The sequence below is a fragment of the Pseudomonas sp. TE24901 genome (assembly GCF_054058375.1).
Window position 1 is genome coordinate 124,427 of record NZ_JBSSAF010000007.1, and the last position, 23,101, is coordinate 147,527.

General features: G+C 55.5%; 21 protein-coding genes and 1 pseudogene. 12 read left to right on the top strand and 10 right to left on the bottom strand.

Translation table 11 applies throughout. The features are described 5' to 3' along the window. Nucleotides 1-2 precede the first annotated feature (2 nt). The 7 genes from ACVWVP_RS15785 to ACVWVP_RS15815 all read right to left on the bottom strand — a co-directional run bounded on the left by ACVWVP_RS15785 (nt 3) and on the right by ACVWVP_RS15815 (nt 9,328). Nucleotides 3-1,628, bottom strand: coding sequence for a glycosyltransferase (locus ACVWVP_RS15785; RefSeq protein WP_259172963.1), 1,626 nt, complete (start codon nt 1,626-1,628; stop codon nt 3-5). Next, a complete protein-coding gene (locus ACVWVP_RS15790; protein ID WP_457407054.1) occupies nt 1,625-3,880 on the bottom strand; it encodes a glycosytransferase in 2,256 nt (751 codons plus the stop codon). Before ACVWVP_RS15790 ends, ACVWVP_RS15785 begins: the two co-directional genes overlap by 4 nt. Before the next feature lie 26 nt (nt 3,881-3,906). Next, a complete protein-coding gene (locus tag ACVWVP_RS15795) occupies nt 3,907-4,659 on the bottom strand; it encodes an ABC transporter ATP-binding protein (protein WP_178925573.1) in 753 nt (250 codons plus the stop codon). Beyond that, a complete protein-coding gene (locus ACVWVP_RS15800) occupies nt 4,656-5,438 on the bottom strand; it encodes an ABC transporter permease (RefSeq protein WP_178925574.1) in 783 nt (260 codons plus the stop codon). The genes ACVWVP_RS15795 and ACVWVP_RS15800 overlap by 4 nt, the downstream gene beginning before the upstream one ends. Nucleotides 5,439-5,545: 107 nt before the next feature. Continuing rightward, nucleotides 5,546-6,631 carry a DegT/DnrJ/EryC1/StrS family aminotransferase gene (locus tag ACVWVP_RS15805; protein WP_457407057.1) on the bottom strand — a complete coding sequence of 362 codons (1,086 nt, stop codon included), beginning with the start codon at nt 6,629-6,631 and terminating at the stop codon, nt 5,546-5,548. A gap of 9 nt (nt 6,632-6,640) precedes the next feature. After that, nucleotides 6,641-7,735: a GDP-mannose 4,6-dehydratase gene (gene gmd, locus ACVWVP_RS15810; RefSeq protein ID WP_259172966.1), complete on the bottom strand. Its 1,095-nt coding sequence runs from the start codon at nt 7,733-7,735 to the stop codon at nt 6,641-6,643. 150 nt (nt 7,736-7,885) lie between these two features. After that, entirely contained in the window at nt 7,886-9,328 is a 1,443-nt protein-coding gene (locus tag ACVWVP_RS15815; protein WP_457407060.1) for a mannose-1-phosphate guanylyltransferase/mannose-6-phosphate isomerase, read from the bottom strand. Between the two features lie 497 nt (nt 9,329-9,825). On the opposite strand from ACVWVP_RS15815, the gene ACVWVP_RS15820 reads away from it, so the two are divergent. Continuing rightward, nucleotides 9,826-11,391 carry a methyl-accepting chemotaxis protein gene (locus ACVWVP_RS15820; RefSeq protein WP_259172968.1) on the top strand — a complete coding sequence of 522 codons (1,566 nt, stop codon included), beginning with the start codon at nt 9,826-9,828 and terminating at the stop codon, nt 11,389-11,391. A 103-nt stretch (nt 11,392-11,494) separates the two neighbouring features. On the opposite strand, the gene ACVWVP_RS15825 is transcribed toward ACVWVP_RS15820, so the two are convergent. Next, nucleotides 11,495-12,190, bottom strand: coding sequence for an alpha/beta family hydrolase (locus tag ACVWVP_RS15825; RefSeq protein ID WP_457407063.1), 696 nt, complete (start codon nt 12,188-12,190; stop codon nt 11,495-11,497). 79 nt (nt 12,191-12,269) lie between these two features. On the opposite strand from ACVWVP_RS15825, the gene ccoN (ACVWVP_RS15830) reads away from it, so the two are divergent. The 4 genes from ccoN (ACVWVP_RS15830) to ccoP (ACVWVP_RS15845) are packed head-to-tail and all read left to right on the top strand — an operon-like array spanning nt 12,270 to nt 15,446. Beyond that, the gene (ccoN, locus tag ACVWVP_RS15830; protein ID WP_259172970.1) at nt 12,270-13,694 is read left to right on the top strand and encodes a cytochrome-c oxidase, cbb3-type subunit I; all 1,425 of its coding nucleotides are present in this window, start codon (nt 12,270-12,272) and stop codon (nt 13,692-13,694) included. Nucleotides 13,695-13,704: 10 nt separating this feature from the next. Then, nucleotides 13,705-14,313 (top strand): cytochrome-c oxidase, cbb3-type subunit II, encoded by a 609-nt coding sequence (gene ccoO / locus ACVWVP_RS15835; protein WP_178925580.1) that lies wholly within the window; start codon nt 13,705-13,707, stop codon nt 14,311-14,313. A gap of 3 nt (nt 14,314-14,316) precedes the next feature. Then, complete coding sequence (locus ACVWVP_RS15840) at nt 14,317-14,517, top strand: cbb3-type cytochrome oxidase subunit 3 (protein ID WP_105523034.1); 201 nt, start codon at nt 14,317-14,319, stop codon at nt 14,515-14,517. Then, complete coding sequence (ccoP, locus tag ACVWVP_RS15845) at nt 14,514-15,446, top strand: cytochrome-c oxidase, cbb3-type subunit III (RefSeq protein ID WP_178925581.1); 933 nt, start codon at nt 14,514-14,516, stop codon at nt 15,444-15,446. The genes ACVWVP_RS15840 and ccoP (ACVWVP_RS15845) overlap by 4 nt, the downstream gene beginning before the upstream one ends. Nucleotides 15,447-15,549: 103 nt before the next feature. On the opposite strand, the gene ACVWVP_RS15850 is transcribed toward ccoP (ACVWVP_RS15845), so the two are convergent. Further along, nucleotides 15,550-16,200, bottom strand: a complete 651-nt coding sequence (locus tag ACVWVP_RS15850) for a hypothetical protein (RefSeq protein ID WP_178925582.1) — start codon at nt 16,198-16,200, stop codon at nt 15,550-15,552. Nucleotides 16,201-16,361: 161 nt separating this feature from the next. Between ACVWVP_RS15850 and ACVWVP_RS15855 the strand changes: the two are divergent. The 5 genes and pseudogenes from ACVWVP_RS15855 to ccoP (ACVWVP_RS15875) form a co-directional block, all read left to right on the top strand. Further along, nucleotides 16,362-16,454, top strand: a pseudogene (locus ACVWVP_RS15855) (VapC toxin family PIN domain ribonuclease); the annotation flags it as partial. Between the two features lie 330 nt (nt 16,455-16,784). Beyond that, nucleotides 16,785-18,227 (top strand): cytochrome-c oxidase, cbb3-type subunit I, encoded by a 1,443-nt coding sequence (ccoN, locus tag ACVWVP_RS15860; protein WP_176996290.1) that lies wholly within the window; start codon nt 16,785-16,787, stop codon nt 18,225-18,227. Beyond that, on the top strand, nt 18,227-18,835 hold the full coding sequence (gene ccoO / locus ACVWVP_RS15865; protein ID WP_056861521.1) for a cytochrome-c oxidase, cbb3-type subunit II: 609 nt from the start codon (nt 18,227-18,229) through the stop codon (nt 18,833-18,835). The genes ccoN (ACVWVP_RS15860) and ccoO (ACVWVP_RS15865) overlap by 1 nt, the downstream gene beginning before the upstream one ends. 5 nt (nt 18,836-18,840) lie before the next feature. Then, nucleotides 18,841-19,026 (top strand): CcoQ/FixQ family Cbb3-type cytochrome c oxidase assembly chaperone, encoded by a 186-nt coding sequence (locus tag ACVWVP_RS15870; protein ID WP_032831505.1) that lies wholly within the window; start codon nt 18,841-18,843, stop codon nt 19,024-19,026. After that, a complete protein-coding gene (gene ccoP / locus ACVWVP_RS15875; protein WP_457407070.1) occupies nt 19,023-19,997 on the top strand; it encodes a cytochrome-c oxidase, cbb3-type subunit III in 975 nt (324 codons plus the stop codon). Before ACVWVP_RS15870 ends, ccoP (ACVWVP_RS15875) begins: the two co-directional genes overlap by 4 nt. A 156-nt stretch (nt 19,998-20,153) precedes the next feature. Here the strand turns inward: ccoP (ACVWVP_RS15875) and ACVWVP_RS15880 are convergent, their stop codons facing one another. Further along, nucleotides 20,154-20,600: a hypothetical protein gene (locus ACVWVP_RS15880; RefSeq protein WP_259172974.1), complete on the bottom strand. Its 447-nt coding sequence runs from the start codon at nt 20,598-20,600 to the stop codon at nt 20,154-20,156. 468 nt (nt 20,601-21,068) lie between these two features. On the opposite strand from ACVWVP_RS15880, the gene ccoG reads away from it, so the two are divergent. Next, a complete protein-coding gene (gene ccoG, locus ACVWVP_RS15885) occupies nt 21,069-22,472 on the top strand; it encodes a cytochrome c oxidase accessory protein CcoG (protein ID WP_178925585.1) in 1,404 nt (467 codons plus the stop codon). An 18-nt stretch (nt 22,473-22,490) separates the two neighbouring features. Next, nucleotides 22,491-23,030, top strand: a complete 540-nt coding sequence (locus ACVWVP_RS15890) for a FixH family protein (RefSeq protein ID WP_178925586.1) — start codon at nt 22,491-22,493, stop codon at nt 23,028-23,030. Nucleotides 23,031-23,101: the final 71 nt, after the last annotated feature.

A 23,101-nucleotide genomic window follows, 5' to 3' on the forward strand; every position in this document is an offset into this window, starting at 1 on the left:
ACTCAATTGATATCTCTCGAAATCGTATCCAATATATCGATGTGCTCATTTACAACATCCGTCCAGTTGCGTCTGGACAACAAAGCATAGGTCTTTAATTGAACGGCCAGTAACTCATCACGATTAAGGATGCCCCACTGAATACGGCTGGCGATGTCTCGCCAGTCATAGGGGTTGAAAAACGTCATTTGTTGCAACGTTTCATCTACCAACACTTCTTCCGTGACCGGTATACGGGCCATTACTACGGGCGTTGCAACGGACAATGCTTCAGTAAACGTAAACGGGCAGCCGCCTTCGCTCAAACTCGGATTAACGGCCAGATCCGCTAACTTATAGCACGCAGCCAGCTCTTGGACGGTCAAGCCGTGAATACATAGCACATCATTTTCCAGATGATTTTCGCGAATAAATTCCCTCACAAGAGGAAAGCCCGCCGCGTGCCCGGTGAGTATTAATTTGTGGCGAATAAAATCATTTCGCAAAAGGTACTCATACGCCCTCAGCAAAGAAATCATATTTTTATTGGGCCGAAACTGGCTGGCATAAAAGATAAACTGCGCATCACCGTTAAGAAATGCAGATGAATAGCTGGGATTTGAAGACTTTTTCAAAGCCCTTTGGAAAAGAATCATGCAATAGTTTTTTGAAGACGCCGCTTCGTCAGACAACCCCTTCACAGCCACATTGCTGCTCAAGTCATTGGGCGCATGGTGAACAACTGAAACGAGTGACGGCCTTAGGGCGTACCGCTCGACCAATGTTTCCCACTTAACATTTTTGCTATACGTCACAAAGTGCTGACCACCGTGAATGGCAGCTTCAACCCTTTCATAAACTTGTAAAAATCGCTCGCCCCCTACTTCCGAAAAGCCGATAGGAAAATCTGACAGCACGACGTCAGGCACACACATCAGACGTGGCGCTTGAATTTGATTGAATGCAGGCCAGAAGGCAGTTGGGCTATACCACGCCTTCACCTCCGTCATCTTATTGATAAGTTGCAACATACGATCAGATTCAACTTGTTCCAAACGACGATACAGACGAAGCACTAAACTATCTTCTTTCGGCGCACCTACCGCCGTCTGCAAGCGACTCACCAGCCGCTTTAAGGGACGAAAAAGTTTACGCACAATCACACGAACTTTCAGATAAAGCGCATAAACAGGCAGTAAAATGAGCAACGGGCTGAACAACAATAACAACAAACAAAGGGCAACCGCTTCGAGCCCTAAACGGATCAGTCCCGTATAGGAATCAACCGTAATCAAACGCTCCTCAATCTTGCCGAGCACGATAGCCTTCCAATGAAATAGCTTTTTGGCCAGCCGCTCTCTAAACGGAACTTTTTTCTGTTTCTTTTTCCGAGCTATGTATTCCTCGTAACACCGCAAGATCATGGGAACACTGGCAGGTGAAACGATTTCAAACACATCCTCCTGAACGCCTTCACTCTGAAACAGATCATGCAGCGCTTTCTTAGTCCAACTCGGGCATACCAATGTAAACTTCACATCGTCTCGCCCTTCCGCACCTTTGAGGAATGCCGCAAGATAACGGCCCAGCCCCTCGTGCCGAAGGTCCAGCCCTGGAGCGTAGGCCAGATAGATACCAAACTTTTTCATAAGCACTCCCTGACAACCTGCCAATAGGCATTCGCCAGTTTCTCGACACTCTGCTCAGCCAACACGTCACTGGAAGGCAACGCATTGCGGCGTTCCAGATAGGAAAGTTCCATCTCTTTAAGTTGGCTGGCCATTTGCTTTGGCTTATCCGACTTCATCCAACTCAACCCCAAGGAAAACTGCTGATCAATTTCCCTCATGGCCGGGTAGTCACTACTTAATGAAGGAACACCTAGACCCGCCGCCTCGACGACACTGAACGTACCATTATCAATCGTACCTGCATGCCACAAAAAAGCAGCGCCTGCGAGTTCACTTTGATAATTTCTATCTGGCAGCTCACCCAACAAGTTCACATTTTTTTTCAATAATCGACTTTTCCCCAATACATCGTTTAACGGCTTGAGATGGGGCAACTTACTTTTAAACAGGCCCTTGGTATTGACGCCCGTAATCCGGCATTCCAATACACCACCGAGCTCCTCATAATAAAACTTCAACGCATTCACGGCATTCAAATGATTTTTGTGTATCGCCGTATTGGTGGTCCACAAGAAATAATTCGAGCGATCGGCAAAACTGCCTTTTACACGGGAAAAGTCGGGAGCCAGCATGGGTAACTTGAATACCTTATTCGTTGGTACCCCTGCGTAATTCAACGCGTCTTGCTGCGTAAACGCGGTGGTCACCAGTACCTTCGACGCAGCCCTGGCCGCATCTATATAAGGCTGATCTGCACCCAATGGTAATATCGGCACATACCGCTGCAGGTAGTCATACACCATGAGTATCGAAGGTCGCATCGGCAGAAGCGGCCCATTTAAACGATCGGAAATGACCAGCCAGACATCACAATCCTGGAGGTTATTTATTCCATCATCGATAACCAGATAACGCGGACACTTCGGTTCCCAACCTTCATGCCCGGAGTAGCGCATGGCTCGTCGTGCGGGCATTGCATCCAAAACGTTCCATTTGTATGAACGAATCGAGATCTCGCTTTCAAGGTCCATGAACTCTTCAGGCGGATAGCTTTCGGCGCTGTTTAAGTGCAGGAACACGACATCAACAGCCTCCCCCATCTGGCGACTGCCGTGATACAAGGCATTAGCTACAAGCTTTGCTCCCCTCAGGCTTCCGCCCCTGTACTCTACAGGAACGATGACGGCAATTCGCTTTCTGCGAACAGGGCGCTCAACACTTTCTTTTTTGATTGTCTCAAGTTCCGCCAGCACTTTTTTGAAGCCAGCTTGCCAGGCTTGCTCGCAATTTTTTGCTTTCATAGGCTCAAGCAAAACCATTTGCGATTCGCGGATGTTTTGGATCAGCTTTTGATCACCGCTCATCAACTGCTTAGTTTTAGCCTTGGCTTCAGCCACTGTTTTACAGCGACCTGGCAAACCGATCCCCCCCATTTTATCCAGCATGCCGCCCGCCATGAACAATAAGGGCATGCCTGCACGAATGGCTTCAAAGGGGTGATAATGAATGTGGTTGGGCTCAGTAGAGTGATAAAACATCACCCTGTGTTGCCTCATGTTGTACTCATGCTCTTCAGCGGACACAAATCCCAGTACATTTTTATCAGGCACCGCAATCGGTTGCGCACCGCCAATGGTGTACTCGCTCCCCGAAAAGTCATGAATAAAGCTTTTATAAATATTTTCAAAGTATGGGGAAGACCCAATTCTTGGACAGACAAACAAAATCTTCTTGAGCGTCCCTTCCCATAAATCAGGCGTAGCCTCGCCCTTCAAACCGACAGGCAGGTAGCAGTTTCTACTGGCTAAAAAATTCTGTTCGGAGTCTTTCAAATGGTCGTAGCCTGCGCCAAACCAGAATCGCGCGCCCATTGCCTTGATACTACGGACCAAGGACTCTTCAGCTTCCTCGTAAAACAACTGAGAATAAGAATAGCCCTTTGACAAACCAAAAACTCGCAGAACAATAGCACCCTTGAAATGACGCACAGCACTTTTAATTTGAGTTGGAAAAAAACCAACAATCGCCACATCAAAGTACAAATTGGCAATCCGCCAGGCCTCCTCGCATGGGCCCGCATACCAATCCTGCGCATTCAAGACATCCAGCTGATCCTTAGGGATGGTCAACGCGGCGTCAAAACTGAAATCGACGCTGGCAGAAAGATTGCCCTCGTCATAAGGAAAACTTTTCGGCATGAAAATTTCATTCACGCCCAGCGCCTTGAGCTGATCAACTTCGAATTTCCGTAATGTCGTATGGTTAAGCAACCAAAGGACTCTTAGTGTTTTCAAAATTATTTCAATCCATTTATAACTTTATATTCAGCAACGGCCTCATCACAGGCACCGTCGAAAACCAGTTCACCGTGATGGAACACCAGACCACGATTACAAATCGAACGTAACGCACTGAAATCATGAGTTGCCAACACCAGAATTTCTGCCTGCTCAATAAGGCCTGTAATACGCTCCCTGGCTTTAGCCATAAAATTCGCGTCACCAGCACCGATGACCTCATCCAGAAGCAGAATATCCCCTCCCACGGTGGTCGATATTGCGAACGCGAGCCGGACTTGCATACCGGCCGAATAGGTTTTTATGGGGTAGTCAATAAACTCTCCCAGCCCGGCGAACTCGACGATTTCCTCTGCTTTGTCACGCATGAACTTGGGGGACAGACCCAACAACAATCCTCGGTATAAAATATTTTCCCTGCCCGTAGCATCTGGCTCAAAGCCCAAGCTCAAATCAAACAGAGAGCGAACTTGCCCCTCTACATTCAGCACACCGCTCGACACGGGATATAGCCCGGCTACCATCTTCAGGAACGTGCTCTTGCCCGCCCCGTTGTGTCCGAGAAGTCCCACACGCTCACCACTCGTTATTTCAACAGTGATATTTTTCAGCGCATGAATATCCGCGACATTTGAACGCTGCGCCTTACGGCTGAACACACCTGCCATGAGGGACTTCAATGAACGCTCCTTATAGGCAACGGAGGCGTAATGAAGGTTGACGTTGTTAAGTGAAATTCGATTATTTTTCATAGGTAAAAAATCACTTTTCTTTCAACCTTGCTACCCACCATTACCGCCAGCGCTCCAAAAAACACGGCCGTCCCGATACTGAACGCGTAGTTCTGCCACGTTGGCCATTCTCCCTGAAGTAGGGGGGCCCGTATTAACTGTAAGATGTGATAAATAGGATTGTAATCAACCAGTGCGTGCAGGCCGCCGTTCTTGAACATCTTCGCTTCAAAGTACACTGGCGAGATAAACCACAACGATTGCATGATCAGACCTAACGCATGGGGAATATCTCGAAAGCGGGTACTTACGTAAGAAAGCAACGTAGACACCGGCCACGCGATCAATGCGAGTATCGGAAACAGGGTAAGAGAAGCCAACCAGCTCCAGCCAAAGTTTTGCGGGAGCACGACAGCCACCCATCCGTACAAGGATATGCTGGCTAACATCAAAACAATGCTGCTCCCTACCACCGTTCGAAGCGTATATATCGCCAAAGGGTGATTGCATTGTTTTATGTAGGCGTCCGCCTGGACAAATGACAGTGAGCCCGCCACGGTATTAGCAGATATGCACTCCCACACAATGATGCCCGACAGAATGTAAGGCGCGTACGTCACGATATCCGCATTAAAGAGCCTGCTGAATACCAGCGTCAGCAACAGCGTCAAGCCCAATGGCTGGATCACCGACCACGCCATGCCCAAAAATGAGCGCCGCCAGCGCGATCTGAGATCTGCCAATGAAAGGTGGATCCAAAAATAACGGGCATCCCATACACGCGTAAAATAAGAGAGCATCACTTCACCTGAGTAAATGTATTAGATCCAAACATTCAGTACTCACTTGAATCTCTGAACTCCACTTGGAGGGCAACGGCTACTCGGCTGCCCGGGTCTCCTTCGGTTTAATCGGCGAAGTAGTGTCTGATCTCCTCTGCTATGCGCTCTACTTGTTCACGGTTCAGCGTTGGATAACTGGGGAGGTTTATTCCGCGCGCGCTGAGATCTTGTGCGATAGGGAAGTGCTGGTCTGTCCAGCAATGCGGTAGGGTGTGCGCAGGCGCAAACAAAGGGCGGGTCTCTATACCTTGCGTGGTCAGGTGATCACGCAACGGCTGACGCTGGCGCGAATCATCCAACAGTATCGAGCACATCCAGTACGAATGGCGGGTCCCGGGCTGCTCAGCGTGCATCCGCAGGGGAAGCCCCTTGAGTGCTTCGCGGTACCAGTCGGCGACTCGACGCTTGAGCGCGATGATCTCGTCTGCCCGCTCCAACTGGGCGAGACCAATGGCCGCACAAATGTTGGTCATTCGGTAGTTGAACGCCAGCTCATCGTGCCAATACTCCCGAGTTTTGGACACGCCTTGGCTCTTCAGGTGACAGGCTCTGTCGTGCAAAGCCTTGGTTTTGGATACGACCATTCCACCTTCACCGGTGGTAATGGTCTTGTTGCCGAAAAAGCTGAATGTCGCGACATCTCCAAACGTCCCTACATGCTGACCTTTATACAAAGACCCGAAAGCTTCGGCGCAATCCTCGATCAGCAATACGTCATGCTCGCGACACAAGGCAACGACCGCCTCCATGTCACAAGCCAAACCATAGAGGTGCACGACCATCACCGCCTTGGTCTTTTCCGTGATCCGGCTTTGTATGTCTTCGATACTGACGTTCCAGGTATCTGCCAATGACTCGGCGAATACAACGCTGGCACCGGTTTGCAGGATGGTATTGACGGACGCCACATAGGTCAGCGTTGGAACAATGACCTCGTCACCCGGCCCTAGCCCAAGCGCGGCCATGGCCAGATGCAGGGCGACGGTACCGTTGCTCACCGTCGTGGCATGGTTCGCACCAATGTATCGGGCAAATTCGTTTTCAAAGCGAGAGATAAACTCTCCGCGAGAAGAAATCCAGGTCGAATCCAGGCACTGGTTTACATATTCCTTTTCACGTCCGCCCAGGAAGGGCTGGTATACCGGAATCATCCGCGCCCCCTATTCCTGGCCCTTGAAGTATTTATATCCGTGGGCCTGGACCAATTGGTCGCGCTCGGCCTCACGCATGTCTTCATGCATCATTTCTTCCACGAGTTCAGCGAACGTCGTTGTCGGTGCCCAACCCAATTGGGTTTTGGCCTTGCTCGGGTCCCCGAGTAGCGTTTCAACTTCGGCGGGGCGGAAATAGCGCGGGTCCACGGCAACGATGCATCGGTTGGTGGCGAGGTCGTAACCTTTTTCCTCAACCCCAGCGCCTTCCCAACGAATATTGATGCCGATTACTTTTGCCGCAAGTTCGACGAACTCACGAACGGAGTGCTGTTCGCCCGTTGCAATCACATAATCTTCAGCCACGTCCTGCTGCAGCATGAGCCACTGCATCTCAACGTAATCACGGGCATGCCCCCAGTCGCGCAGGGCGTTCATGTTGCCGAGGTACAAACACTCTTGCTCGCCCAGCTTGATACGCGCCAATGCTCGGGTGATCTTACGAGTGACAAATGTCTCACCGCGAATAGGCGATTCATGGTTGAACAAGATACCGTTGCACGCATAAATGCCGTACGACTCACGGTAGTTTACGGTCATCCAGTAAGCATAAAGTTTGGCGACCGCATACGGTGAGCGCGGGTAGAAAGGTGTGGTTTCCTTCTGCGGGATCTCTTGTACCAAACCGTACAGTTCTGAAGTTGATGCTTGATAGAACCTGGTTTTCTTTTCCAACCCAACGATTCGTATTGCTTCAAGAAGGCGCAGTGCCCCCAAGGCATCGGAATTGGCGGTGTACTCAGGCTCCTCGAAAGAAACGGCAACATGACTTTGAGCTGCCAAATTATAGATTTCATCCGGTCGTACATTCTGGACGATGCGCATCAAGCTACTGGAATCGGTCAGATCACCATGATGCAATGTCAGGTCATAACCTGTCGAATTCGGATCATGGTAAAGATGGTCAATACGAGCAGTATTGAACATGGAACTACGTCGTTTGATGCCATGTACCGAATAGCCTTTTTTTAACAAAAACTCAGCAAGGTACGCGCCATCTTGCCCCGTGATACCTGTAATCAATGCTACTTTTTTGCCACTCATTTTTTCACCATTTTTCAACTAATTGAGCAACCACCTCTCTCAAAGAAGCAAGCGCTCACACCTCCCTCACTTCCCATTTGGAAGCAAAAGCCGTCTTCAATATCTGCCTTTACCGTTGCGCGAATGCTTTAGCCGCTTGAGCAGTACCTTTCAAACATGGGCTCGGCCATAGATATCCTCAAACCGAACGATATCGTCTTCTCCCAAATAATCGCCGCTCTGCACCTCAATCAATACCAAGTCGATGACACCTGGATTTTCCAAACGATGAGTGTTGCCTGCGGGAATAAAGGTCGACTCGTTGGTATTCAGTAAAAACTCACGATCATTATTAACAACGCGTGCCGTACCACTGACCACGATCCAGTGTTCACTGCGGTGATGGTGCATCTGTAACGACAACGAGGCCCTGGGTTTAACCACTATGCGCTTGATCTTGAAACGCAAGTCTTCTTCCAGCGTTGTATAGGTTCCCCATGGACGGCGAACTGTCATATGGTCCAAGTGAGCACGGTGTCCACTCTTCTTGAGTTGGGCCGTGATGACCTTGATGTCTTGAGCGTGGTCTTTGTGAGCGACCAGAAAGGCGTCAGGTGTGTCGACAATGATCAGGTCTTCAACCCCCACCAATGCGGCCAACCGACGTTGAACGCGCACATAATTGTTGCGGGACGCATGCAGCACGGCGTCTCCCTCTATACGATTACCGTGCTCATCGGCTGGGGACAGTTCGCTCATGGCTATCCATGAACCGATGTCACTCCAACCAATATCACAGGGCACCATAGCCACTTTGTTGGAGCGCTCCATCAACGCGAAGTCGATCGAGATATCCGGGACTTTGGCGAAGCTATTGGGCTCCAGGTGCAAGCAACGATGGCTCTCACCTTGCATCTCTCCTGACGCAACAAGACAGCGATCCACAGCACTCGCCACCTCTGGCGCCCACAGCGTCATTTCTTCAATCAATGTGCCAGCACGAAAACAGAACATGCCGGAGTTCCAGAAGTACTGGCCTGAAGCCAAATATCCTTCGGCAACCTCGATACTTGGTTTTTCTACAAAACGTTTTACTTCGAAGCCTGCGCCCAAGGGTTTATCGCCGTCTTTCTGAATATAGCCATAGCCGGTTTCCGGATACTCAGGGCGTACACCGAACGTCACCAGCCAGCCATTTTTTGCTAATTCTGAGGCCGCCGATACCGCGCTGGAAAACTCCACTTGCTTCTCAATAAGGTGATCAGCAGGAAGTATCAAAATGATGGCATCCGCCCCATGTACACGTTCGACCTCTTTAGCTGCCATAAAAACCGCAGCGGCGGTATTACGCCCGAAAGGCTCAAGTACAAAGCTCGTATTCGTAAACTGCGGTGCTTGCGCAGCGTATTCATCTAATGTCTTGAAATAGAGATCACGGTTGGTAATCGTCAAAACTTCATTGACCGTCTCTAAAGCCAAGGCGCGGCTGTAGGTCTTACGTATCAGGTTGCCTCCGTCCGGCAACTCGATAAATGGTTTGGGATGTGCTGAACGTGAAACAGGCCAAAGCCGGCTGCCGGAGCCACCGCAGATAATGACCGGAACAAGTGTCACATTCGTCTCCTTTTTACACATTTTCACATTATCTCGATCGAAGTCTCACCCACAGGACATCGCACATTCGAAATGCGAACTAACGTGGAATCTTTATGCCATCATGCGAACTAGCGTAGAGTCTTTATGCCATCATGCGAATCAATATTCTAAGATGCTATTTCAGGGAATTACATATTATTGCGAAACATTAGCGCTGATATCTTTTAGCACAATGTCAGGGTATGTCTAGAAAAATACAAACATCCCTCACCCCGCAAAAGCATTCTTCTTCGTCGAAAAATCTAAACTTCTCACGAAACATGTCGATTTCTCGCATGAACTCCACGACCAATTTTCGGAATAGTCCTACAATCCATTTACTTAGAGCGCACACCACAGGAATATGCTGTCGTATTTACGAAGCATTGCCATGACGCAATTCACTGCTGGAAAATTTTCTCAACAATTGCTCGCGCCTGCCGATACCCCCTGAAAGCCTTGTGGATTGAACAATCATGCGTAATAACCAACCCGTTACCCAGCGCGAACGTACCTTCCCCGCTCAGCAACGGTTGATCTCCACCACAGATGCCAAGGGTGTCATCACTTACTGCAACGACGCGTTTGTCGAGATCAGTGGGTTCACCCGCGACGAGCTGATTCGTGCCCCGCACAATCTGGTGCGTCACCCGGACGTTCCGCCGGCGGTGTTCGCGCACATGTGGTCGACGCTCAAACAAGGCTTGCCATGGATGGGCATTGTCAAGAATCGCTGCAAGAGCGGTGATCACTATTGGGTTAACGCCTATGTGACCCCCGTTTTCGACGGTAACCAGGTGATCGGCTACGAATCGGTGCGCATCAAGCCCACCGCCGAGCAGATCCGCCGGGCCGAAGCGCTCTACCAACGCATCAACCAGGGCAAGTCTGCCGTTCCCCAGCGGGACAAGTGGCTGCCGGTGCTGCAGGACTGGCTGCCATTTATCCTGGTCAGCCAGTTGAGCTTCATGATCGGCGCGTCGCTGAACTCCCATTGGGGCTTTGCCCTGGCGGCAGGTTTGTCGGTGCCGTTGGGCCTGCTGGGCCTGAGCTGGCAGCAGCGCGGCCTCAAGCGCTTGTTGCGCCTGGCCGAGCAGACCACCTCCGACCCGTTGATCGCGCAGATGTACACCGACAGCCGTGGCGCACAAGCGCGCCTGGAGATGTCGATCCTCAGCCAGGAGGCACGCCTGAAGACGTGTCTCACACGCTTGCAGGACACGGCTGAGCACCTGAACGATCAAGCCGCACAGTCCAACACCCTCGCGCACAACAGCTCCAGTGGCCTGGAACGCCAGCGCGTCGAGACCGAACAGGTGGCCACCGCCGTCAACCAGATGGCCGCGACCACCCAGGAAGTCGCCAGCCACGTGCAGCGCACAGCCGACGCAACCCAGGAGGCCAACCGCCTGACCGGCCGTGGTCGCGATATCGCCGGGGAAACACGCGAGGCGATACAGCGCCTGTCCGTTGCAGTGGGTGAGACCGGCGTGACCGTCACCCAACTGGCCAAGGACAGTGATGAGATCGGCGGTGTGGTCGATGTGATCAAAGGCATTGCCGACCAGACCAACCTGCTGGCCCTGAACGCGGCCATTGAAGCGGCACGCGCCGGTGAGATGGGCCGAGGCTTTGCGGTGGTAGCGGACGAAGTGCGCCAACTGGCGCAACGCACCGCCGAATCCACCGGACAGATCCACGCGTTGATCGCCAAGCTTCAGCAGACCGCCGCCGCTGCCGTGCAAACCATGGACGCCGGGCATCGCCAGGCCGAAGAAGGTGTGGCACGGGTGACGGAAGCGGATCAGGCGTTGGTGGGCATCAGTGAAGCAGTAGCGCATATCACCGACATGACCACCCAGATCGCAGCAGCGACCGAAGAGCAAAGCTCGGTGGCCGAAGAGATCAGCCGCAACATCAGCACCATTGCGTTGCTGGCGGATCAGACGTCGGAGCAGGCGCTGAACTCGGCGCAGTTGAGTGAAGAGCTGACCCATACCGCCAATACCCAGTATTCGCTGGTAGAGCGTTTCAACCGGTAAACCACCGTGGCGAGGGAGCTTGCTCCCGCTGGGCTGCGCAGCGGCCCCAAAATCTTGGGAGCGCTTCGCACTCCAGCGGGAGCAAGCTCCCTCGCCACAGGTTTTACTCAGTGCTCATAAGAAACCCAGCCACTTTCACCGCCGCAGCCTCCAGATGCTGCTCATGACTGAACCCCGACGCCTTCAACGGCTTCAAGTCATGATCGCCCGCCACCAGCCACATCACTTCGATGCTCGGCGACAGCGCATACCCTTCCACCGCCGCCCGATCCCCCAACGCATCCCGCTCGCCCTGCACAATCAAGGTCGGCGTCTTCAACCCCTCCAGATGCTCGACCCGTGGTTTTTCCGGCTTGCCCACCGCATAGAACGGATACCCCAGGCACACCAGCCCATCGGCACCCAGCTCATCCGCCAACAAACTGGCCATGCGCCCGCCCATGGACTTGCCGCCAATCGCCAGTTTCCCAGCGACATGACGTCGCACCTGCGCATACACCTCGCGCCAGGCTTCCAGCAGTTTCGGCGCCGGATTCGGCGGGCGCTTGCCGCCGTCCACACGGCGCTGGGCCATGTACGGAAACTCGAAGCGCACCACGTTGACGCCATGCCCGGCAAGGCGTGCAGCCATGTCGTTCATGAAAGCTGAGTCCATCGGCGCGCCGGCGCCGTGGGCCAGGATCAGCGTCACAGGCTCGCGTCCCGCAGCGGGCGAGGCGACATCCCACAACCACCCATGTTCCCGCACACACTGCGCCCATTGATCCCCGTCAATACTGGCCTTGTGCTCTTCTCCCATGCTTGCCTCGCTTTTTAGTCTGCCTATAACTCCAGCCCAAGTGCCGCATCTGCTTGGGTTGAACCGTGGATGGGGAACCATGAACACTACTTTAAGTACCGCCTATAACTACAAGGTGGTCCGCCAATTCGCCATTATGACGGTGGTGTGGGGCATCGTCGGCATGGGGCTCGGGGTTTTTCTCGCCGCCCAATTGGTCTGGCCTGCACTCAACTTCGATTTGCCGTGGACCAGCTTCGGCCGCCTGCGCCCGCTGCACACCAATGCGGTGATCTTCGCCTTCGGCGGCTGCGCGCTGTTCGCCAGCTCCTTCTACTCGGTGCAACGCACCTGCCAGACGCAGCTGTTCGCGCCGAAAATCGCCGCGTTCTGCTTCTGGGGCTGGCAACTTGTCATTCTCTTGGCCGCAATCACCTTGCCACTGGGCTACACCAGCTCCAAGGAATACGCCGAGCTGGAATGGCCGATCGACATCCTGATCACCATCGTCTGGGTGGCCTACGCCATTGTGTTCTTCGGCACGGTGATGAAGCGCACCACCAAGCACATCTACGTCGGCAACTGGTTCTTCGGTGCGTTCATCATCACCGTGGCCATCCTGCATATCGTCAACAACCTGGAAATCCCGGTCAGCCTGACCAAGTCCTACTCCCTCTACGGCGGTGCGACGGATGCCATGGTGCAGTGGTGGTACGGGCACAACGCGGTAGGCTTTTTCCTCACCGCCGGCTTCCTAGGGATGATGTACTACTTTGTGCCGAAACAGGCCGAACGCCCGGTGTATTCCTATCGCTTGTCCATCGTGCACTTCTGGGCGCTGATCACCCTGTACATCTGGGCCGGCCCACACCACCTGCACTACACCGCGCTGCCGGACTGGGCGCAGTCCCTGGGCATGGTGATGTCGCTGGTGCTGCTGGCACCGAGCTGGGGCGGCATGATCAACGGCATGATGACCCTGTCGGGCGCCTGGCATAAGTTGCGCAGCGACCCGATCCTGCGCTTCCTCGTGGTGTCCCTGGCCTTCTACGGCATGTCGACCTTCGAAGGCCCGATGATGGCGATCAAGACCGTCAACGCCCTCTCCCACTACACCGACTGGACCATTGGCCACGTACACGCCGGCGCCCTCGGTTGGGTAGCAATGATCTCCATCGGCGCGTTGTACCACATGATCCCCAAAGTCTTCGGGCGCGAGCAGATGTACAGCCTCGGCCTGATCAACGCGCACTTCTGGCTGGCCACCATCGGCACCGTGCTCTACATCGCCTCGATGTGGGTCAACGGCATCGCCCAGGGCCTGATGTGGCGTGCGGTCAACGAAGACGGCACCTTGACCTACTCCTTCGTCGAAACCCTGGTGGCCAGCCACCCAGGCTTCATCGTGCGGCTGGTGGGCGGTGCCATCTTCCTCAGCGGCATGTTCCTGATGGCTTACAACACGTGGCGCACCGTGCGTTCGGCGCAACCGGCCGAAGTCACCACTGCAGCGCAGATGGCCTGAGGAGTCTGTGATGAAACACGAAACGATTGAAAAGAACGTCGGCCTGCTCATGCTGCTGATGGTGCTCGCCGTGAGCATCGGCGGCCTGACCCAGATCGTCCCGCTGTTCTTCCAGGACGTGACCAATAAGCCGGTCGAGGGCATGAAGCCTTACACCGCGCTGCAACTGGAAGGCCGCGACATCTACATCCGCGAAGGTTGCGTGCAGTGCCACTCGCAGATGATCCGCCCGTTCCGCGCCGAGACCGAGCGCTACGGCCACTACTCGGTGGCGGGCGAAAGCGTGTGGGACCACCCGTTCCTGTGGGGTTCCAAACGCACCGGCCCGGACCTGGCCCGCGTCGGCGCGCGCTACTCGGACGACTGGCACCGCGCCCACTTGTACAACCCGCGCAACGTGGTGCCCGAGTCGAAGATGCCGGCCTACCCGTGGCTGGTGACCGCCCCAGTCGACAGCAGCCACACCGAGACCAAGTTGAACGTGATGCGCACCCTCGGCGTGCCGTACACCGACGACGATATCAGTGGCGCCGTGGCCAGCCTCAAGGGCAAGACCGAGATGGACGCACTGGTTTCTTACCTGCAAGTGCTCGGCACTGCCATCAAGAGCAAGAGGTGAGCCATGGGATTTGAATTCGATGCAGGCACCATCCGCGGCCTCGGCACGCTGGTGGTCGCCATCGCCTTTATCGGCCTGTCGCTGTGGGTGTTCAACAACCGGCGCAATGCGGAATTCGAGCAGGCACGCCTGCTGCCGTTCGCCGATGAACCGTCCCCATCCGACGCTCAAGAAGAGCCTGCAACAAGGAGCAATCGGCCATGACCCTATTCTGGAGTACATGGATCTGCGTACTGACCCTCGGCAGCCTGATCGGCCTGACCTGGCTCTTGGTGGGCACCCGCAAGGGCGAGACCAAGGGCAGCGTGGACCAGACCATGGGCCACGCCTTCGACGGTATCGAGGAATACGACAACCCGCTGCCCCAGTGGTGGTTCATGCTGTTCGCCGGCACCCTGGTGTTTGCAGTCGGCTACCTGATCCTCTACCCGGGCCTGGGCAACTGGAAAGGCGTGCTGCCGGGCTATGAAGACGGCTGGACGCAGACCAAGGAATGGGACAAGGAAATGGCCAAGGCCGACGCCAAGTTCGGGCCGATCTTCGCCAAATTCTCGGCCATGCCCGTGGAAGAAGTGGCCAAGGACCCGCAAGCGCTGAAGATGGGCGGTCGCCTGTTCGCCTCCAACTGCGCGGTGTGCCACGGCTCGGATGCCAAGGGCGCGTTTGGCTTCCCGAACCTGGCGGACGACATCTGGCGCTGGGGCGGTTCGGCCGAGGCGATCAAGGCCACCATCCTGAACGGCCGCCACGCGGCGATGCCGGCCTGGGGTGACATGCTTGGCGACGAGGGTGTGAAGAACGTCGCCGCCTATGTGCGCCACGACCTGGCCAAGCTGCCGCTGCCGGCCGACAACTCGGCCGATCTGGGCGCGGGTAAAACCGCATTCAATACCACGTGTGTGGCGTGTCACGGGCCGGAAGGCCATGGCATGGAAGCCATGGGCGCCCCGGACCTGACCAAGCCGGCCGGCTATATCTACGGCACCAGCCTGGCGCAGTTGCAGCAGACCATCCGCCACGGCCGCCAAGGCCAGATGCCGGCGCAGGAAGCGCTGCAGGGCAATGACAAAGTGCACTTGTTGGCGGCTTATGTTTACAGCCTGTCCCATGGGGACCCGAAGACGCAGGAGTAACCAGCCCTCGCCCACCATAAAGCCCCGCACGGTGCATACTAGCGGGGCTTTTTTATCAGGACGCAGTGGCTTCAATCACACCGGCAAGCATTGCTTCTTGCACTTACGGGCCAATGGACTGAGAGATCACGAGAGATTGCTGGGTCACTCGGCTGCCCCGATCCTTCAATCCCAGCCGATTCATCAGCTCGGGGCGATCCAGCAACTCACGCGCAAACATCTTCGCCTCAGGAGACGACGCCTGCGAACGGGCTACATCTTCAAGTGACCAAATAGTCACCCCCAGATCTGACCCGGACGCGTTAAACGTGTCCGGGCGCTCCTTGAACGTATCGAAATGAGCGATCAAGTAGGCCGCCATGTCCTTATCGTTCATGTTACTGAACCGCTGGTGCTCAGGGGAGGCAACGTTAAGGACACTTTCCCGTTCAATTTTCCCGTCGTGTCTGAACTTGCCATAGCTGTCGAGCTTGCCCATGAGGCCATGGCTTTCCAGCAGCGCACGTGCAAACTGCGAGTCTTCGGTGCTGACACCAGACTGCGTGGAGCTATACGCGATGCGCTCAAGGGATTGACGCGTGACAACACCTGGCTGATCAGGGTCAGTAAACCTGTCGAAATTAGCGTAGAGATGCTTGGCTAATTCCGCCTCACTCATTCGCGCGAACGGCTTGTCGGTGTCCGTTCTTGCCGAACGTTGCGACGCCGGCTGCATGGCGTGCATAACGTTGTTGGACGTTGCGTTGACACTCATCAAATTCTCCTTAACTGGAAGTCCTACTGCCTATTTGCTTCTCCTATGTGGGAAAAAGACCTAGACGGTTCCAATCCATGAAGAGTTTTCACACATAAATAGATCTGGTCTGGTGTTCGCCAACGCTTTTTGGGCGCTGTCTTGCTAGCCCTGCCAGCAGGTCCGCACTGGTACACGGACTGACCGTGATCACACGCAATGTCAGTGACTTCAAATCCAGCGGCGTGACGGTGATCACCCCCTGGGACGAATAATCGCCCTTTCACCCACCGACACTTCGCGACCTTTTGTCACATCCCCTCCAATGCACAACTTTCCCCTCCTGCCATTCGGGTCTACGCTTCCCTGCACAGCGGGCCGGTTCTGGTGTACGCGACGACTGCCGTTGCGCCCCGAAAAAATTCCTGTCCACTCGATCAGCTTTCGATTTCGGATTTTGTCCCTACGTAAAACATGGAAAGGGCGCAGAATCTGGCGTGGAACGCATTGATACAGGTCAGCCATTGCGTTGCAAAGGCCCCTCGCTTTCTACATACTTGCGGCCGATTTTACCTATAAAAAAACCTAAACCGTGGAACCTTAGAATGAGCACAGCAATCAGTCCGACTGCTTATAACTATAAGGTAGTCCGCCAGTTCGCCATCATGACGGTGGTCTGGGGGATCCTTGGCATGGGGCTCGGGGTGTTCATCGCCTCGCAACTGGTTTGGCCGGAATTGAATTTCGGTTTGCCATGGACGACCTTCGGCCGCCTGCGCCCGCTGCACACCAACCTGGTGATTTTCGCCTTCGGTGGATGTGCATTGTTTGCCACCTCCTACTATGTCGTGCAGCGAACCTGCCAGACGCGACTGATCTCCGACGGCCTCGCCGCCTTCACCTTCTGGGGCTGGCAAGCGGTCATCGTCGGCGCGGTAGTCACCCTGCCGCTGGGCTACACCACCACCAAGGAATACGCCGAGCTGGAATGGCCCATCGCCATTTTGCTTGCCATCGTGTGGGTGACCTATGCCGTGGTGTTCTTCGGCACCATCGTCAAGCGCAAGACCAAGCACATCTACGTCGGCAACTGGTTCTACGGGGCCTTCATCCTGGTCACGGCGATGCTGCACATCGTCAACCACGCCTCGCTGCCGGTCAGCCTGTTCAAATCCTACTCGGCCTACGCCGGGGCGACGGATGCGATGATCCAGTGGTGGTACGGCCACAACGCGGTGGGGTTCTTCCTCACCACCGGCTTCCTGGGGATGATGTACTACTTCGTGCCCAAGCAGGCCGAGCGTCCTATCTACTCCTATCGCCTGTCCATCGTGCACTTCTGGGCGCTGATCACCCTGTACATCTGGGCCGGCCCGCACCACTTGCACTACACCGCGCTGCCGGACTGGGCGCAGTCCCTGGGCATGGCGATGTCGATCATCCTGCTGGCCCCGAGTTGGGGCGGCATGATCAACGGCATGATGACTCTGTCGGGCGCCTGGCATAAGTTGCGCACCGACCCGATCCTGCGCTTCCTCGTGGTGTCCCTGGCGTTCTACGGCATGTCGACCTTCGAAGGGCCGATGATGGCGATCAAGACCGTCAACTCGCTGTCCCACTACACCGACTGGACCATCGGCCACGTACACGCCGGCGCCCTCGGTTGGGTCGCGATGATCTCCATCGGCGCGCTGTACCACATGATCCCCAAACTGTTCGGTCGCCCACAGATGCACAGCGTCGGCTTGATCAACGCGCACTTCTGGCTGGCCACCATCGGCACCGTGCTCTACATCGCCTCGATGTGGGTCAACGGCATCACCCAAGGCCTGATGTGGCGTGCGATCAACGATGACGGCACCCTCACCTACTCCTTCGTCGAAGCGCTGCAAGCCAGCCATCCGGGTTACATCGTGCGCGCCCTGGGCGGTGCATTCTTTGCCTCCGGCATGTTCCTGATGGCCTACAACGTCTGGCGCACCGTGCGTGCCGCCGACCCGGTAGAAGCCGAAGCCGCCGCCAAGATCGCCGTAGTGGGAGCTCACTGATGAAGCATGAAGTAGTCGAGAAGAATATCGGCCTGCTGGCCTTCTTCATGGTCATCGCCGTGAGCATCGGCGGCCTGACCCAGATCGTTCCGCTGTTTTTCCAGGACGTGACCAACAAGCCGGTCGAAGGCATGAAGCCGCGTACCGCCCTTGAGGTTGAGGGCCGTGACGTCTACATCGCCAACGGCTGCGTGGGTTGCCACTCACAGATGATCCGTCCGTTCCGCGCCGAAACCGAACGCTACGGCCACTACTCGGTCGCCGGTGAAAGCGTGTGGGACCACCCGTTCCTGTGGGGCTCCAAACGTACCGGCCCGGACCTGGCCCGTGTCGGCGGACGCTACTCCGATGACTGGCAGCGTGCGCACTTGTACAACCCGCGCAACGTGGTACCTGAGTCGAAAATGCCGGCCTACCCGTTCCTCGTGGAAAACAAGCTCGACGGCAAGGACACCGCGAAGAAACTTGAAGTCTTGCGCACCCTGGGCGTGCCCTACACCGATGAAGACATCGCCGGTGCAGCCGCCGCCGTGAAGGGCAAGACCGAAATGGACGCACTGGTGGCCTACCTGCAAGGCCTGGGCACCATCATCAAAAGCAAACGGTGATCTTCATGGATATCGGGATGATTCGTGGCCTGGGCACCGTTGTGGTGATGGTGGCCTTTGTCGGCCTGGCGTTGTGGGTGTTCAGCCCCAAGCGCAAGTCGGAGTTTGAAGACGCGACCTTGCTGCCCTTTGCGGACGATCCCGAAGCCATCAAGCACGTCGAGCAAGCTTCTAGGAGTAACAAAGAATGACTACGTTCTGGAGTCTGTACGTCACAGTCCTCAGTCTGGGTACCATTTTCGCCCTGACCTGGCTGCTGCTGTCGACCCGTCGGGGGCAGCGCGCCGAACAAACGGACGAAACCGTCGGCCACTCGTTCGATGGCATCGAGGAATACGACAACCCGCTGCCCAAGTGGTGGTTCATGCTGTTTGTCGCCACCATCGTCTTTGCCCTCGGCTACCTGGCGTTGTACCCGGGCCTGGGCAACTGGAAAGGCCTGTTGCCGGGCTACAACTACCTCGACAACGACAAGCAAACCCCGTTTGCCAACGGCCAGACCGGCTGGACCGGCGTGCACGAATGGGAAAAGGAAATGGCCAAGTCGGACGCCAAGTTCGGCCCGATATTCGCCAAGTTCGCTGCGATGCCAATCGAAGACGTTGCCAAGGACCCACAAGCCTTGAAGATGGGCGGCCGTTTGTTCGCCTCCAACTGCTCGGTGTGCCACGGTTCCGACGCCAAGGGGGCCTATGGCTTTCCCAACCTGACTGACGCCGACTGGCGCTGGGGTGGGGAGCCGGCCACCATCAAGGAAACCATCATGAAGGGCCGCCATGCGGTGATGCCGGCCTGGCTGGATATCCTCAAGGAACAAGGCGTCAGTGATGTCGCCGCGTTCGTGGTGACCAACCTCGATGGCCGCAAGTTGCCTGAAGGCGCCAAGGCAGACGTAGCCAACGGCGAGAAACTCTTCGCCGCCAACTGCGTGGCCTGCCACGGCCCGCAAGGCAAAGGCACCCCCGCCATGGGCGCGCCTGACCTGACCCACCCGGGTGCATTCATCTACGGTTCCAGCTTCGCCCAACTGCAGCAGACCATCCGTTATGGCCGCCAGGGCCAGATGCCGGCGCAGGAGCAATTGCAGGGCAATGACAAAGTGCACTTGCTGGCGGCGTATGTCTACAGCTTGTCCCACAGTGACCCAACAACTGAGGAATAGCCCCCGAAAAACAACAAGCCCTAAAGGGTGACACCTTACAGGGCTTGTTGGGTTTCAGAAGCAACGTTGCTCTGTCTTGAGTCGCGATGTCGCTCCAAAGTCGCCATATTCATTGGCGGAGAAGCCTCATAGGAGCTTCTACAACAGCACGTTATTTCAGAATGCCGGCAAAAAATCTGTGCCGTCGTAGGGAGAACGTGGACGCGGTGCCGGCGCTTCTTTATCCTGCCGGGCTTGAGTTTGAGCGGCTATAGAGTCCTGGATGCTTTGCTCACTAATTTTACCGTCCAACCACTTCTTACTGTCACTATCAAGCTGATCCAACAGCGTTTCACGCCCCATCAACTCCTTCGCAAAGTCCCTGGATTCTTTCGGAATGTTGTGATCTTTGACCATTTTTTCCAGATGGTTCAGCGTAACAAAGCCCGGGGTTTTCGGATCTTCAAACACCTTGAAATCGTTCGCCAGTTGCTTGGACATCCGCAAGTCACTCCAACCGGAGTATTGAGTGTGAACCACCTTAAAATCCTGATCTGGCGGTAGTAAATCAGGAAATCCAGAGCGTCCAAAATGTGGGAAAATCAAACCATTATTTACATTCATTGCGACACCTCAAAACAGTTACCACCTTAATTGGAATGGCAACTGATATGTTGCAAATAGCCCCACCGAGTTCCATTGACGTTCATTGAAACCCCGTCAAAACGGAACGAAATATTTCCAGTTCAAAACAACCCTATCAAGTTAACAAAGAGAAATATCATTTAACTCAAAAACCGCGTACACCAGGCCTCGGCAATAGAACACTAAATTTACAGGACAGTTAGATCCGCCCTACGAAAAAGCAAACCACCTATTCTCCTGTGCGCCTCTCGCCAAACAGTGCTCTCCTCCCACCTGTCAATTGACCCAGATCACGTACACCATCATTCACCAACACCCAATGCGACCAAAGGTCGCGCCCATTTGATACATTTAAGGGCGTATTATCGAGGCACTGCAACACCCCTAATTTGACCCCGGCCGGCACGTACTGGCCGAGGCAAATCTCCACCGCCGTGGGATGCAATGATGAGAGACCAGATACCGGTACATGACGTTACCCCCCCTGCCAAGACCGTCGACCTCTACGCCTCGCGCGAGAAAATCTACACCCGTGCCTTCACCGGCCTGTTCCGCAACCTGCGCATGCTCGGCGGCGCCGTGTTGTTCCTCCTCTACTTCGGCACGGTGTGGCTGAACTGGGGTGGCCACCAGGCCGTTTGGTGGAACCTGCCGGAGCGTAAATTCTTCATTTTTGGCGCTACTTTCTGGCCCCAGGACTTCATCCTGCTCTCGGGCATTCTGATCGTTGCCGCCTTCGGCCTGTTCTTTATCACCGTGTACGCAGGGCGCGTGTGGTGCGGCTATACCTGCCCGCAAAGCGTGTGGACCTGGATTTTCATGTGGTGCGAAAAGGTCACCGAAGGCGACCGCAATCAACGCATCAAACTCGACAAAGCCCCCATGGGCGCCAATAAATTCCTGCGCAAGTTCAGCAAGCACACCCTGTGGTTGTTGATCGGTTTTGTCACCGGCATGACCTTCGTCGGCTACTTCTCGCCGATCCGCGAATTGGTGTTCGACTTCTTCACCGGCCAGGCCGATGGCTGGTCGTATTTCTGGGTCGGTTTCTTCACCCTCGCCACCTACGGCAATGCCGGCTGGCTGCGCGAACAGGTGTGCATCTACATGTGCCCGTATGCGCGTTTCCAGAGCGTGATGTTCGACAAGGACACCCTGATCGTCTCCTACGACCCACGCCGTGGCGAGCTGCGTGGCCCGCGCAAAAAAGGCGTGGACTACAAGGCCCAAGGCCTGGGGGATTGCATCGACTGCACGATGTGCGTGCAGGTCTGCCCCACCGGTATCGACATCCGCGACGGCCTGCAAATCGAGTGCATCGGCTGCGCGGCCTGCATCGACGCCTGCGACAACATCATGGACAAAATGGAATACCCGCGCGGCCTGATCAGCTACACCACCGAGCACAACCTGTCGGGGCAGAAAACCCACAAGCTGCGCCCGCGCCTGATCGGTTACGCCCTGGTGTTGCTGGCGATGATCAGCCTGTTGGTGGCGGCGTTTTTCATGCGCTCGCTGGTGGGCTTCGATGTGAGCAAGGACCGCGTGCTGTACCGCGAAAACGCCGAAGGCCGCATCGAGAACGTCTACAGCCTGAAGATCATGAACAAGGACCAACGCGACCACACCTACGTGCTCGACGCCACGGGCCTGCCCGACCTCAAACTGCAAGGCCGTCGTGAAATCAAGGTGGCGGCCGGCGATATCGTCAGCATGCCGGTGGAGCTGTCGAGTGCGCCGGAGCAATTGCCGTCGAGCACCAACGAGGTCAAGTTCATCCTCACCGACGCCGATGACGCCAGCGTCCATATTGAAGCCAAGAGCCGATTCATCGGCCCCCAAGTTCGTTGACTTATAGAGAGCAGAACAATGTCCGTAGCAACTGCCGCTAGCCCCTGGTACAAGCACCTCTGGCCCTGGATCATCATCGGGATCCTGGCCTGCTCGGTGACCTTGACCCTGTCCATGGTGACCATTGCGGTGAACAACCCGGACAACCTGGTCAACGACAACTACTACGAGGCCGGCAAAGGCATCAACCGCTCCCTGGACCGCGAGCTGCTGGCCCAGACCCTGCAACTGCGCGCCAAGGTGCACCTGGACGAACTGACCGGTGAAGTCGACGTGCACCTGACCGGCAACAGCAACCCGGCTACCCTGGAACTCAACCTGATCTCCCCGACCCAACCGGAGAAGGACCGCAAGATCAACCTGGCCCGCAGCGACACCGAACACGGCCGCTACATCGGCCAGGTCACCGACAAGGTCGAAGGCCGCCGCTTCGTGGAACTGCTGGGCGTCGAGGGCGACCGCACTTGGCGCATGTTTGAAGAAGAGCAGGTCAGCCACGACAAGGACTTGCTGTTGGGGGATGAGCCATTACAGGGTGCTGAAGACCTCAAAAAATAAACACCTGCGCTTCGCGCATCGCCGGCAAGCCGGCTCCTACAAGGCCCGCGCTCGACCTGTAGGAGCCGGCT

Coding starts and splice junctions, on each gene's coding strand:
- ACVWVP_RS15785 (WP_259172963.1), bottom strand. CDS start 1,628: ATGAAAAAGTTTGGTATCTATCTGGCCTACGCTCCAGGGCTGGACCTT.
- ACVWVP_RS15795 (WP_178925573.1), bottom strand. CDS start 4,659: ATGAAAAATAATCGAATTTCACTTAACAACGTCAACCTTCATTACGCC.
- ACVWVP_RS15800 (WP_178925574.1), bottom strand. CDS start 5,438: ATGCTCTCTTATTTTACGCGTGTATGGGATGCCCGTTATTTTTGGATC.
- ACVWVP_RS15805 (WP_457407057.1), bottom strand. CDS start 6,631: ATGATTCCGGTATACCAGCCCTTCCTGGGCGGACGTGAAAAGGAATAT.
- gmd (WP_259172966.1), bottom strand. CDS start 7,735: ATGAGTGGCAAAAAAGTAGCATTGATTACAGGTATCACGGGGCAAGAT.
- ACVWVP_RS15820 (WP_259172968.1), top strand. CDS start 9,826: ATGCGTAATAACCAACCCGTTACCCAGCGCGAACGTACCTTCCCCGCT.
- ACVWVP_RS15825 (WP_457407063.1), bottom strand. CDS start 12,190: ATGGGAGAAGAGCACAAGGCCAGTATTGACGGGGATCAATGGGCGCAG.
- ccoN (WP_259172970.1), top strand. CDS start 12,270: ATGAACACTACTTTAAGTACCGCCTATAACTACAAGGTGGTCCGCCAA.
- ccoO (WP_178925580.1), top strand. CDS start 13,705: ATGAAACACGAAACGATTGAAAAGAACGTCGGCCTGCTCATGCTGCTG.
- ACVWVP_RS15840 (WP_105523034.1), top strand. CDS start 14,317: ATGGGATTTGAATTCGATGCAGGCACCATCCGCGGCCTCGGCACGCTG.
- ccoP (WP_178925581.1), top strand. CDS start 14,514: ATGACCCTATTCTGGAGTACATGGATCTGCGTACTGACCCTCGGCAGC.
- ACVWVP_RS15850 (WP_178925582.1), bottom strand. CDS start 16,200: ATGAGTGTCAACGCAACGTCCAACAACGTTATGCACGCCATGCAGCCG.
- ccoN (WP_176996290.1), top strand. CDS start 16,785: ATGAGCACAGCAATCAGTCCGACTGCTTATAACTATAAGGTAGTCCGC.
- ccoO (WP_056861521.1), top strand. CDS start 18,227: ATGAAGCATGAAGTAGTCGAGAAGAATATCGGCCTGCTGGCCTTCTTC.
- ACVWVP_RS15870 (WP_032831505.1), top strand. CDS start 18,841: ATGGATATCGGGATGATTCGTGGCCTGGGCACCGTTGTGGTGATGGTG.
- ccoP (WP_457407070.1), top strand. CDS start 19,023: ATGACTACGTTCTGGAGTCTGTACGTCACAGTCCTCAGTCTGGGTACC.
- ACVWVP_RS15880 (WP_259172974.1), bottom strand. CDS start 20,600: ATGAATGTAAATAATGGTTTGATTTTCCCACATTTTGGACGCTCTGGA.
- ccoG (WP_178925585.1), top strand. CDS start 21,069: ATGAGAGACCAGATACCGGTACATGACGTTACCCCCCCTGCCAAGACC.
- ACVWVP_RS15890 (WP_178925586.1), top strand. CDS start 22,491: ATGTCCGTAGCAACTGCCGCTAGCCCCTGGTACAAGCACCTCTGGCCC.